The following is a 12,550-nucleotide window of genomic DNA, read 5'->3' as shown; positions in this document are numbered from 1 at the left end:
GGTCGAAGCATTGGTATGCGGCAAATCCGCAAGGAACAGGTTGATTATGTACGAAGCTCTTTTAGTTGTTTTCCTTATTGTAGCCATCGCTCTCGTAGCGCTGATTATGCTGCAGCAAGGTAAAGGCGCTGATATGGGAGCCTCCTTCGGAGCAGGCGCTTCCGGTACGCTGTTCGGTTCAAGTGGTTCTGCGAACTTCATGACCCGCACAACGGCGATTCTGGCTACGCTGTTCTTCATCATCAGTCTGGTGCTTGGCAATATCAACAGCAACAAGACCAGCAAAGGAAGCGAGTGGGAAAATCTGAGCGCGCCAGCAAAAACTGAGCAAACTCAACCAGCTGCTCCGGCTAAGCCGACCAGCGATATCCCGCACTAAGTATTCTGTACCGAGGTGGTGGAATTGGTAGACACGCTACCTTGAGGTGGTAGTGCCCTAACGGGCTTGTGGGTTCGAGTCCCATCCTCGGTACCAATATTCCAGAAGAAAGACGTCGAAAGACGTCTTTTTTTTCGTCTGTGGTCTGTGGATTCACAGGCATAAAAAAGGCGTCCATCGGACGCCTTTTGCATTTCTTGTCAGCGATTACTTCTTATCGCTGTGCTCCAGGTTTTCAACCTGCGGCAGACCATTACCGGAACTGGCTGAGAGCAGGCCATTCTCAACATAGTTAAACAGCTTCGCACGGGTATCGGTGATGTCCAGGTTACGCATGGTTAACTGGCCAATACGATCGTCCGGAGAGAACACAGATTCCCCTTTCTCCATGGTCAGACGTTCTGCTTTGTAAGTCAGGTTGTCAGACACGGTGTTCAAGATGGAGTAGTCGTTACCGCGACGCAGTTCCAGCGTAACTTCACCAGTGATGGCGCTCGCTACCCAACGTTGCAGGGAATCACGCAGCATCAGCGCCTGCGGATCGAACCAGCGGCCCTGATACAGCAGTTTACCCAGCTGGCGGCCATGAGAGTGATACTGCTCAATGGTATCTTCGTTGTGAATACCGGTCAGCAGACGCTCGTAGGCGATATGCAGCAGCGCCATCCCCGGGGCTTCATAGATACCGCGGCTTTTCGCTTCAATGATACGGTTTTCAATCTGATCGCTCATGCCCAGACCGTGACGACCACCGATACGGTTTGCTTCCAGCATCAGCTCAACATCGTCAGAGAAGGTTTTGCCGTTCAGCGCAACCGGATGACCACGTTCGAAACGCACGGTCACTTCTTCTGCCTGGATTTTGACGTTTTCGTCCCAGAACTTCACGCCCATGATTGGGTTAACGATCTTCACGCTGGAGTTAAGGAACTCCAGGTCTTTTGCTTCGTGCGTCGCACCCAGCATATTGGAGTCGGTGGAATAGGCTTTCTCGACTGACATTTTGTAGTCAAAACCACAGGCGATCATGAATTCGGACATCTCATGACGGCCACCCAGCTCGTCGATGAAGTCAGTATCCAGCCACGGTTTGTAGATCTGCAGTTCAGCGTTCGTCAGCAGACCATAACGATAGAAACGTTCGATATCGTTGCCTTTATAGGTGCTACCGTCACCCCAGATGTTCACGCCATCTTCTTTCATGGCCGCAACCAGCATCGTTCCGGTCACGGCACGGCCCAGTGGGGTGGTGTTGAAATAGGTCAGGCCACCGGTGGTGTTATGGAACGCGCCACACTGAATAGCCGCGATACCTTCAGCGACCAGTTGCTTACGGCAGTCAATCAGACGTGCGTTCTCTGCGCCATATTCCATGGCACGACGAGGGATCGCATCATAATCTTCCTCATCTGGCTGACCGAGGTTCGCAGTATATGCATACGGAACCGCTCCCTTCTGGCGCATCCACAGCAGTGCAGCGCTGGTATCCAGGCCGCCTGAGAAAGCGATGCCAATACGTTGTCCTACCGGAAGATGCTTGAGAATCGTCGTCATATAATAAAACCCTGCTTGATTGACTGATTAGAGACCGCTTTCGCTATCTGTGCATTTTTATGCAAAATAAGTGAGTATTCATTTAATCATCTTTTGTCGATGACCGAAAGAGACTCCTGCGTTTTTTGTAAAAATTTTGGTCTGATTGCTCTGACGGAAGTCGCCTTGACAGGTGGGGTCAACTATCAATATACTGAACGCCGATTTTACGTCCCGTCTTCGGTACCAAATCCCAGCATTATTTGCAAATTCTGTCCAAAACGCGTAGAATTTGCCACGTTTCAGGCGCGGGGTGGAGCAGCCTGGTAGCTCGTCGGGCTCATAACCCGAAGGTCGTCGGTTCAAATCCGGCCCCCGCAACCACTTTCCCATAAAGTTCTTTTTCAAATATACTGTGAAGACTTAGAGCCTTCGTAGCTGGATTTGAAAAAATTCTTTCGGAAAGTGCTCCAGGCCACAGTTGTGGCTATAGGGTTCAGTTATCTAAAGCCCCGATTTATCGGGGTTTTTTGTTATCTGACTACAGAATAACTGGGCTTTACGCCCTTTTTTTATGTCTTGGGGGTGGGCTTGTCCACATTAGAGCAAAAATTAACAGAGATGATTACTGCACCGGTCGAAGCACTGGGCTACGAACTGGTCGGCATCGAATTCGTTCGCGGCCGTACATCGACGCTGCGCATCTATATTGATAGTGAAGATGGCATCAATGTTGATGATTGTGCTGATGTTAGCCACCAGGTGAGTGCGGTTCTTGATGTTGAAGACCCGATTACCGTTGCGTACAACCTGGAAGTTTCCTCACCTGGCCTCGATCGCCCGATGTTCACGGCCGAACACTATGTGCGTTTTACCGGTGAAGAAGTGGCTCTCGTTCTGCGTATGGCCGTACAGAACCGCCGTAAATGGCAGGGAATTATCAAAGCCGTTGATGGTGAAATGATCACGGTAACAGTCGAAGGCAAAGATGAAGTGTTCGCGCTGAGTAATATCCAGAAGGCGAACCTGGTTCCCCACTTTTAACAGTCTGGATTGAGGTGAAAAGCCCGCGATGAACAAAGAAATTTTGGCTGTTGTTGAAGCCGTCTCCAATGAGAAATCACTGCCGCGTGAGAAGATTTTCGAAGCGCTGGAAAGTGCACTGGCTACAGCAACCAAGAAAAAATACGAGCAAGAGATCGATGTTCGCGTAGAAATCGATCGTAAAAGCGGTGACTTCGATACATTCCGTCGTTGGGTAATCGTTGAAGAAGTGACCCAGCCGACCAAAGAGATCACCCTGGAAGCGGCACGTTTTGAAGACGAAAGTCTGAACGTGGGTGAATACGTTGAAGATCAGATTGAATCTGTGACTTTCGACCGTATCACGACCCAAACCGCGAAACAGGTTATCGTGCAGAAAGTGCGTGAAGCCGAGCGCGCGCTGGTTGTTGACCAGTTCCGCGATCAGGAAGGCGAAATCATTACTGGCGTGGTGAAGAAAGTGAACCGCGACAACATCTCTCTGGAAATCAAATCCGAAGGGATGCCGGGTAACGCTGAAGCGGTAATTCTGCGTGAAGATATGCTGCCGCGTGAAAACTTCCGTCCAGGTGACCGTATTCGTGGTGTTCTGTACGCCGTGCGTCCTGAAGCGCGTGGTGCACAGCTGTTCGTGACCCGTTCTAAACCAGAAATGCTGGTTGAACTGTTCCGTATCGAAGTACCGGAAATCGGCGAAGAAGTTATCGAGATTAAAGCAGCGGCTCGCGATCCGGGCTCTCGTGCGAAAATTGCGGTGAAAACCAACGACAAGCGTATCGACCCAGTCGGTGCTTGCGTCGGTATGCGTGGTGCGCGTGTTCAGGCTGTCTCTACTGAGCTTGGCGGCGAGCGTATTGATATCGTTCTGTGGGACGATAACCCGGCGCAGTTCGTGATCAACGCAATGGCTCCAGCTGATGTGGCGTCTATCGTTGTTGACGAAGACAAACACACCATGGATATCGCAGTTGAAGCGGGCAACCTGGCTCAGGCAATCGGCCGTAATGGTCAGAACGTTCGCCTGGCGTCTCAGCTGAGCGGCTGGGAACTCAACGTCATGACCGTTGATGACCTGCAGGCTAAGCATCAGGCTGAAGCCCACGCGGCGATCGATACCTTCACGAAGTACCTGGATATTGACGAAGATTTCGCCACTGTTCTGGTTGAAGAAGGTTTCTCTACGCTGGAAGAACTGGCCTATGTGCCAATGAAAGAGCTGCTGGAAATTGACGGTCTGGATGAGCCAACCGTTGAAGCCCTGCGTGAACGCGCTAAAAACGCACTGACCACCCTGGCACTGGCTCAGGAAGAAAGCCTTGGCGATAAGAAGCCGGCTGATGACCTGCTGAATCTGGAAGGTCTTGATCGTGCGATTGCGTTCAAGCTGGCTGCCCGTGGTGTTTGTACGCTGGAAGATCTCGCTGAGCAAGGCGTTGATGACCTGGCTGATATCGAAGGTTTAACCGACGAGAAAGCCGGCGAGCTCATCATGGCCGCACGTAATATTTGCTGGTTCGGCGACGAAGCGTAATAAACTGTAGCAGGAAGGAACAGCATGACTGATGTAACTGTAAAATCGCTGGCTGCTGAGATTCAGACCTCCGTGGACCGCCTGGTACAGCAATTTGCTGATGCAGGGATCCCGAAGTCCGCTGATGACTCGGTGACCGCGCAAGAAAAACAAACCTTGTTAACGCATCTGAACCGTGAACACGGTTCGACGCCTGACAAGTTAACGCTGCAACGCAAAACGCGTAGCACGTTAAACATCCCAGGTACCGGCGGCAAAAGCAAATCGGTACAAATTGAAGTCCGCAAGACGCGCACCTTTGTAAAACGTGATCCGCAAGAGGCAGAACGCCTTGCCGCGGAAGAGCAGGCACAGCGTGAAGCGGAAGAACAAGCTCAGCGTGAGGCGGAAGCAACCGCTAAACGTGAAGCAGAATTAAAAGCTGAACGTGAGGCCGCAGAAAAAGCGAAACGCGACGCAAGTGATAAAGTGAAGCGTGACGCTGCGGAAAAAGACAAAGTGAGCAATCAACAGACAGACGAAATGACCAAAACCGCCCAGGCTGAAAAAGCCCGCCGTGAAAATGAAGCTGCCGAGCTGAAGCGTAAAGCGGAAGAAGAAGCCCGTCGTAAGCTGGAAGAAGAAGCACGTCGTGTGGCTGAAGAAGCACGTCGTATGGCAGAAGAAAACGAGAAGAACGGTGTTGATACCGCTGAGCAGTCTGAAGATACCAGCGACTATCATGTGACCACTTCTCAGCACGCACGTCAGGCTGAAGATGATAACGACCGTGAAGTTGAAGGCGGTCGTGGTCGTGGTCGCAATGCGAAAGCAGCGCGTCCGGCGAAAAAAGGCAATAAACACGCCGAGTCTAAAGCTGACCGTGAAGAAGCGCGTGCAGCGGTACGTGGTGGTAAAGGTGGCAAACAGCGTAAAGGTTCTTCTCTGCAGCAGGGCTTCCAGAAGCCAGCTCAGGCCGTTAACCGTGACGTTGTGATTGGCGAAACCATCACCGTTGGCGATCTGGCGAACAAGATGGCAGTTAAAGGCTCTCAGGTCATCAAAGCGATGATGAAGCTGGGCGCAATGGCGACCATCAACCAGGTTATCGACCAGGAAACCGCACAGCTGGTTGCCGAAGAGATGGGCCACAAAGTTATCCTGCGTCGTGAAAACGAGCTGGAAGAAGCGGTAATGAGCGACCGTGACACCGGTGCAGCGGCTGAGCCGCGTGCGCCAGTGGTGACCATCATGGGTCACGTTGACCACGGTAAAACCTCTCTGCTCGACTACATTCGTTCTACGAAAGTGGCCTCCGGTGAAGCGGGTGGTATTACCCAGCATATCGGTGCTTACCACGTAGAAACTGACAACGGTATGATCACCTTCCTGGATACCCCAGGCCACGCCGCGTTTACCTCAATGCGTGCTCGTGGTGCTCAGGCGACAGATATCGTTGTTCTGGTTGTTGCTGCTGACGATGGCGTTATGCCACAGACTATCGAAGCTATCCAGCACGCGAAAGCGGCGGGTGTGCCGGTCGTGGTTGCAGTGAACAAGATCGATAAGCCAGAAGCGGATCCGGATCGTGTTAAAAACGAACTGTCCCAGTACGGCATCATGCCAGAAGAGTGGGGCGGTGAAAGCCAGTTCGTACACGTGTCTGCGAAAGCAGGTACCGGTATCGACGAGCTGCTGGACGCGATCCTGCTGCAGGCTGAAGTTCTGGAACTGAAAGCGATCCGTAACGGTATGGCGAGCGGTGCTGTTATCGAATCCTTCCTGGATAAAGGCCGTGGCCCTGTAGCTACCGTTCTGGTTCGCGAAGGTACGCTGCATAAAGGCGATATCGTCCTGTGTGGTTTCGAATACGGTCGTGTTCGTGCGATGCGTAACGAACTGGGTCAGGAAGTCCTGGAAGCAGGTCCGTCCATTCCAGTGGAAATCCTGGGTCTGTCCGGTGTTCCGGCTGCCGGTGATGAAGTGACCGTTGTGCGTGACGAGAAGAAAGCGCGTGAAGTTGCACTGTATCGTCAGGGCAAATTCCGTGAAGTTAAACTGGCTCGTCAGCAGAAATCTAAACTCGAGAACATGTTTGCCAACATGACCGAGGGCGAAGTTCACGAAGTGAACGTTGTTCTGAAAGCCGACGTTCAGGGTTCTGTGGAAGCGATCTCCGACTCCTTGCTGAAACTGTCCACCGACGAAGTTAAAGTGAAGATCATCGGTTCTGGTGTAGGTGGTATCACCGAAACTGACGCAACCCTGGCTGCAGCGTCCAACGCCATCCTGGTTGGCTTCAACGTGCGTGCTGATGCTTCTGCTCGCCGCGTGATCGAAGCGGAAAGCCTGGATCTGCGTTACTACTCCGTCATCTATAACCTGATCGACGAAGTGAAAGCTGCGATGAGCGGTATGCTGTCTCCTGAGCTGAAACAGCAGATCATCGGTCTGGCTGAAGTACGTGACGTGTTCAAATCACCGAAATTCGGTGCGATCGCGGGCTGTATGGTTACCGAAGGTATCATCAAGCGTCACAACCCAATCCGTGTCCTGCGCGACAACGTGGTTATCTATGAAGGCGAGCTGGAATCTCTGCGCCGCTTCAAAGATGACGTGAACGAAGTCCGTAACGGTATGGAATGTGGTATCGGCGTGAAGAACTACAACGACGTTCGCGTTGGCGATATGATCGAAGTGTTCGAGATCATCGAAATTCAGCGTACCATCGCTTAATGACCGATTGTAGGCCGGGATCGCCTCGCGCCACCCGGCAATAATTTAAAAAAGGGGCTTTAGCCCCTTTTTTGTCTGGAGAATTTATTATGGCGAAAGAATTTGGTCGCCCTCAGCGCGTAGCGCAGGAAATGCAGAAAGAGATCGCCCTCATTCTGCAACGTGAAATTAAAGACCCTCGCGTGGGTATGATGACCACCGTGTCTGGCGTAGAAATGTCCCGTGACCTGGCGTATGCCAAAGTGTTCGTGACTTTCCTGAACGATCAGGATGAAGCCGCAGTTAAAAACGGTATCAAAGCCCTTCAGGAAGCCTCTGGTTTCATCCGCTCTCTGCTTGGTAAAGCGATGCGTCTGCGTATCGTGCCTGAGCTGACCTTCTTCTACGACAACTCGCTGGTCGAAGGTATGCGTATGTCTAACCTGGTAACCAGCGTGGTGAAACATGACGACGAACGTCGTGTTAACCCAGCGGACGACAGCAAGGAGGACTAATGAGTCGTCCTCGTCGTCGTGGTCGCGACGTGCATGGTGTGCTGCTGCTGGATAAACCCCAGGGCGCTTCCAGCAACGACGTGCTGCAAAAAGTTAAGCGTATTTTTAACGCCAACCGTGCGGGCCACACGGGTGCGCTGGACCCTCTGGCAACCGGTATGCTGCCGGTTTGTCTGGGGGAGGCGACAAAGTTTTCCCAGTACCTGCTCGACTCCGATAAGCGTTACCGCGTTATTGCCAAACTAGGACAGCGTACGGATACCTCCGACGCAGATGGTCAGGTGGTAGAAGAGCGTCCGGTGACATTCAGCGCGGAACAGCTTGATGCTGCGCTGGAGAGCTTCCGTGGGGACACGATGCAGGTGCCGTCGATGTATTCGGCGCTGAAATATCAGGGAAAAAAACTCTACGAATATGCACGCCAGGGCATTGAAGTCCCGCGTGAAGCCCGTCCCATAACCGTGTATGAACTGCTGTTTATTCGCCATGAAGGGGATGAGCTGGAGCTGGAAGTACACTGTTCGAAAGGCACCTATATTCGTACCATCATCGACGATCTCGGTGAAAAACTGGGCTGTGGCGCGTGTGTTATCTACCTGCGCCGCCTTGCGGTGAGTAAGTATCCAGTAGAGCGGATGGTGACCCTTGAACATCTTCGCGCGTTGGTTGAACAGGCTGAAGCCCAGGGGATTGCTCCGGCAGATTTACTGGATCCATTGCTGATGCCGATGGACAGTCCGGCAGCGGACTTCCCTGTTGTTAATCTTCCTTTAACATCGTCCGTTTACTTTAAGAACGGAAACCCCGTTCGTACGGCTGATGCGCCGCTGGAAGGTCTGGTACGCGTGACTGAAGGTGATGAAGGCAAGTTTATTGGGATGGGCGAAATGGATGGTGAAGGGCGCGTTGCGCCGCGCCGTCTGGTCGTCGAATACCCGGTAGAAGCGTGACGGCGATAACGGCTCACCTTGCGATAAGCTGGGGAGGCGAGTAGAATATTGCCGCTTAACGTCTGGTAAATTGTTTAACAATTTGCGGGGCGTACATTGGATTGCTGAATTAGAGATCGGCATCCTTACATTCTTTATACTTTGGAGTTTGAAAATGTCTCTAAGCGTTGAAGCTAAAGCTAAAATCGTTTCTGAGTTTGGTCGTGGTACTAACGACAGCGGTTCTACCGAAGTTCAGGTTGCACTGCTGACTGCACAGATTAACCACCTGCAGGGTCACTTTGCAGAGCACAAAAAAGATCACCACAGCCGTCGTGGTCTGCTGCGCATGGTTTCTCAGCGTCGTAAACTGCTCGACTACCTGAAACGTAAAGATGTTGCACGCTACACCGCGCTGATCGAGCGTCTGGGTCTGCGTCGCTAAGTCTTGCGAGTTTCAGAAAAGGGGGCCTGATGGCCCCTTTTTTCAACCAGACGGCAGCAATTCACTGGAAACTATTGTATTGTTGCTATAAATGATCTTCATTGCAGAGGTTCGCGCGGCTAATGAGAGGCTTCACCCATGAGGGTGTTGGTTGTCATTAGTCGCGAGGATGCGAAGAAGGTCGGGTTAAATCGACAGCACGCCGTGGGTGTGCTGTCAAACATTTAAGAAAGGACAGAACTTTGCTGAATCCGATCGTTCGTAAATTCCAGTATGGTCAACATACCGTCACGCTGGAAACCGGCATGATGGCACGTCAGGCTACTGCTGCCGTTATGGTAAGCATGGATGACACCGCGGTATTCGTGACCGTAGTGGGCCAGAAAAAAGCAAAACCAGGTCAGGACTTCTTCCCGCTGACCGTTAACTACCAGGAGCGTACTTACGCTGCCGGTAAAATCCCAGGTGGTTTCTTCCGTCGTGAAGGCCGTCCAAGCGAAGGCGAAACCCTGATCGCGCGTCTGATTGACCGTCCAGTTCGTCCGCTGTTCCCGGAAGGTTTCGTGAACGAAGTTCAGGTTATCGCGACCGTTGTTTCCGTTAACCCACAGGTTAACCCGGACATCGTAGCGATGATTGGTGCATCTGCTGCCCTGTCACTGTCTGGTATTCCATTCAATGGCCCAATCGGTGCTGCGCGCGTCGGTTACATCAACGACCAGTACGTACTGAACCCAACTCAGGAAGAGCTGAAAGAAAGTAAGCTGGACCTGGTGGTTGCAGGTACTGAAGCGGCTGTCCTGATGGTTGAATCCGAAGCTGAACTGCTGAGCGAAGACCAGATGCTGGGTGCCGTGGTCTTCGGTCACGATCAGCAGCAGGTTGTTATCCAGAACATCAACGACCTGGTGAAAGAAGCGGGTAAACCACGTTGGGACTGGCAGCCAGAAGCGGCAAACGACGCACTGAATGCACGCGTTGCTGCACTGGCAGAATCTCGTCTGAGCGATGCGTACCGTATCACTGACAAACAGGAGCGTTACGCTCAGGTTGACGTGATCAAATCTGACGTTACCGCTGCCCTGGTTGCTGAAGACGAAACGCTGGACGCTAACGAAATTGGCGAAATCCTGCACGCAATCGAGAAAAACGTTGTTCGTAGCCGCGTTCTGGCTGGTGAGCCGCGTATCGATGGCCGCGAAAAAGACATGATCCGTGGTCTGGACGTTCGTACTGGCGTACTGCCACGTACTCACGGTTCTGCACTGTTCACCCGTGGTGAAACTCAGGCGCTGGTGACGGCAACTCTGGGTACTGCCCGTGATGCACAGATCATCGACGAACTGATGGGCGAGCGTACTGACAGCTTCCTGTTCCACTATAACTTCCCTCCGTACTCCGTAGGTGAAACCGGTATGGTGGGTTCACCGAAGCGTCGTGAAATTGGTCACGGTCGTCTGGCGAAGCGCGGTGTGCTGGCAGTGATGCCAGACGCAGACAAATTCCCGTACACCGTTCGTGTGGTTTCTGAAATCACCGAATCTAACGGTTCTTCTTCTATGGCTTCCGTGTGTGGTGCCTCTCTGGCGCTGATGGATGCAGGCGTGCCAATCAAAGCCGCTGTTGCGGGTATCGCAATGGGTCTGGTGAAAGAAGGCGACAACTTTGTTGTTCTGTCTGACATTCTGGGCGACGAAGATCACCTGGGCGATATGGACTTCAAAGTAGCGGGTTCCCGCGACGGTATCTCTGCACTGCAGATGGATATCAAAATTGAAGGTATCACCAAAGAGATCATGCAGGTTGCTCTGAACCAGGCTAAAGGTGCGCGTCTGCACATCCTGGGCGTGATGGAACAGGCGATTAACGCACCGCGTGGCGATATTTCTCAGTTCGCTCCACGTATTCACACCATCAAGATCAATCCAGACAAGATCAAAGATGTTATCGGTAAGGGCGGTTCTGTTATCCGTGCTCTGACCGAAGAAACTGGCACCACCATCGAAATCGAAGATGACGGTACAGTGAAGATTGCTGCAACCGATGGCGAGAAAGCGAAATTCGCTATCCGTCGTATCGAAGAAATCACCGCAGAAATCGAAGTGGGCCGTATCTACGCTGGTAAAGTGACCCGTATCGTTGACTTTGGCGCGTTCGTTGCCATCGGTGGCGGTAAAGAAGGTCTGGTTCACATCTCTCAGATCGCTGACAAGCGCGTTGAGAAAGTGACCGATTACCTGCAGATGGGCCAGGAAGTACCGGTTAAAGTTCTGGAAGTTGACCGCCAGGGCCGTATCCGTCTGAGCATTAAAGAAGCAACCGAGCAGTCTCAGCCAGCTGCTGCGCCAGAAGCACAGGCAGCAGAACAGCAAGGCGAGTAAGTTGCCATTTGCCCTCCGCTTTGCGGAGGGCCTATTATCAGGCAGGACGCCTTGTTAAGCCGCCGGGGGACAGGACGTTCATCCAATAGTTGTCTTCGGGAGTGGGAAATGAAGCCTTTTTTGCGCTGGTGTTTCGTTGCGACAGCTCTAACGCTGGCAGGATGCAGCAACTCTGCCTGGCGTAAGAGCGAAGTCCTCGCAGTGCCATTGCAACCGACTTTGCAGCAGGAAGTGATTCTGGCACGCATGGAACAAATTCTTGCCAGTCGGGCTTTAACCGATGACGAACGCGCACAGCTTTTATATGAGCGCGGAGTGTTGTATGATAGTCTCGGTCTGAGGGCATTGGCGCGAAATGATTTTTCACAAGCGCTGGCAATCCGACCTGATATGCCTGAAGTATTCAATTACTTAGGCATTTATTTAACGCAGGCAGGCAATTTTGATGCTGCCTATGAAGCGTTTGATTCTGTACTTGAGCTTGATCCAACTTACAACTACGCGCACTTGAATCGCGGTATCGCATTATATTACGGCGGTCGTGACAAGTTAGCGCAAGATGATCTGCTGGCGTTTTATCAAGACGATCCTAATGATCCTTTCCGTAGCCTGTGGCTTTACATCGTTGAGCGGAAGCTCGATGAGAAGCAGGCAAAAGAGGCACTGAAACAGCGCTTCGATAAATCGGACAAGGAACAGTGGGGATGGAACATTGTCGAGTTCTACCTGGGCAACATTAGCGAAGCAACGCTGATGGAACGCCTCAAGGCGGACGCAACGGATAACACCTCGCTCGCTGAGCATCTCAGTGAAACCAACTTCTATTTAGGTAAGTACTACCTAAGTCTGGGGGATAAGGACAGCGCTACGGCACTGTTCAAATTAGCGGTTGCTAACAACGTACACAACTTCGTTGAGCACCGTTATGCATTGTTGGAATTATCGCTCTTGGGCCAGGAGCAAGACGACCTGGCAGAATCGGACCAGCAATAGCTGACGACATAAACATCAGCCCGTAATCTTTTGATTGCCATCACCTTAACTGGTGAGGGCGTTGTTGTTCGTCAATACATCTAATTTGAGCCGGTTCACACTTTTC

Annotated in this window: 10 protein-coding genes and 2 tRNA genes; 11 read left to right on the top strand and 1 reads right to left on the bottom strand. The window is 52.1% G+C overall.

Features of this window, described 5'->3' with window-relative positions; genetic code table 11:
* The first annotated feature begins 46 nt into the window (after positions 1 to 46).
* On the top strand, positions 47 to 379 hold the full coding sequence (gene secG, locus ACLHV9_RS21825; protein WP_023309338.1) for a preprotein translocase subunit SecG: 333 nt from the start codon (positions 47 to 49) through the stop codon (positions 377 to 379).
* Between the two features lie 9 nt (positions 380 to 388).
* A tRNA-Leu gene (locus ACLHV9_RS21820) sits at positions 389 to 475 on the top strand.
* Between the two features lie 111 nt (positions 476 to 586).
* Here ACLHV9_RS21820 and argG read toward each other — a convergent pair.
* Complete coding sequence (gene argG, locus ACLHV9_RS21815) at positions 587 to 1,933, bottom strand: argininosuccinate synthase (RefSeq protein WP_028017045.1); 1,347 nt, start codon at positions 1,931 to 1,933, stop codon at positions 587 to 589.
* A gap of 286 nt (positions 1,934 to 2,219) precedes the next feature.
* Here argG and ACLHV9_RS21810 point away from each other — a divergent pair.
* From ACLHV9_RS21810 to nlpI, 9 genes are all read left to right on the top strand, one after another.
* A tRNA-Met gene (locus tag ACLHV9_RS21810) sits at positions 2,220 to 2,296 on the top strand.
* A gap of 207 nt (positions 2,297 to 2,503) precedes the next feature.
* Positions 2,504 to 2,956: a ribosome maturation factor RimP gene (rimP, locus tag ACLHV9_RS21805; RefSeq protein WP_014833432.1), complete on the top strand. Its 453-nt coding sequence runs from the start codon at positions 2,504 to 2,506 to the stop codon at positions 2,954 to 2,956.
* A 28-nt stretch (positions 2,957 to 2,984) separates the two neighbouring features.
* The gene (gene nusA / locus ACLHV9_RS21800; RefSeq protein WP_028017046.1) at positions 2,985 to 4,487 is read left to right on the top strand and encodes a transcription termination factor NusA; all 1,503 of its coding nucleotides are present in this window, start codon (positions 2,985 to 2,987) and stop codon (positions 4,485 to 4,487) included.
* A 24-nt stretch (positions 4,488 to 4,511) separates the two neighbouring features.
* Positions 4,512 to 7,202: a translation initiation factor IF-2 gene (gene infB, locus ACLHV9_RS21795; protein ID WP_028017047.1), complete on the top strand. Its 2,691-nt coding sequence runs from the start codon at positions 4,512 to 4,514 to the stop codon at positions 7,200 to 7,202.
* An 89-nt stretch (positions 7,203 to 7,291) separates the two neighbouring features.
* Positions 7,292 to 7,696, top strand: coding sequence for a 30S ribosome-binding factor RbfA (gene rbfA, locus ACLHV9_RS21790; RefSeq protein WP_003024988.1), 405 nt, complete (start codon positions 7,292 to 7,294; stop codon positions 7,694 to 7,696).
* Complete coding sequence (gene truB, locus ACLHV9_RS21785) at positions 7,696 to 8,646, top strand: tRNA pseudouridine(55) synthase TruB (RefSeq protein WP_108091081.1); 951 nt, start codon at positions 7,696 to 7,698, stop codon at positions 8,644 to 8,646. Before rbfA ends, truB begins: the two co-directional genes overlap by 1 nt.
* Positions 8,647 to 8,800: 154 nt before the next feature.
* Complete coding sequence (rpsO, locus tag ACLHV9_RS21780) at positions 8,801 to 9,070, top strand: 30S ribosomal protein S15 (RefSeq protein ID WP_003861789.1); 270 nt, start codon at positions 8,801 to 8,803, stop codon at positions 9,068 to 9,070.
* A gap of 242 nt (positions 9,071 to 9,312) precedes the next feature.
* The gene (gene pnp, locus ACLHV9_RS21775; RefSeq protein WP_028017049.1) at positions 9,313 to 11,451 is read left to right on the top strand and encodes a polyribonucleotide nucleotidyltransferase; all 2,139 of its coding nucleotides are present in this window, start codon (positions 9,313 to 9,315) and stop codon (positions 11,449 to 11,451) included.
* A gap of 108 nt (positions 11,452 to 11,559) precedes the next feature.
* Positions 11,560 to 12,444 carry a lipoprotein NlpI gene (nlpI, locus tag ACLHV9_RS21770; RefSeq protein WP_008501476.1) on the top strand — a complete coding sequence of 295 codons (885 nt, stop codon included), beginning with the start codon at positions 11,560 to 11,562 and terminating at the stop codon, positions 12,442 to 12,444.
* The last annotated feature ends 106 nt before the right edge of the window (positions 12,445 to 12,550 follow it).

Origin of the sequence: Enterobacter sp. CPE_E890 (assembly GCF_046521475.1) — a bacterium.
Classification (GTDB): domain Bacteria; phylum Pseudomonadota; class Gammaproteobacteria; order Enterobacterales; family Enterobacteriaceae; genus Enterobacter; species Enterobacter adelaidei.
The sequence above is the reverse complement of the archived record's forward strand: the minus strand, read 5'-3'. Positions and strand labels throughout refer to the sequence as shown.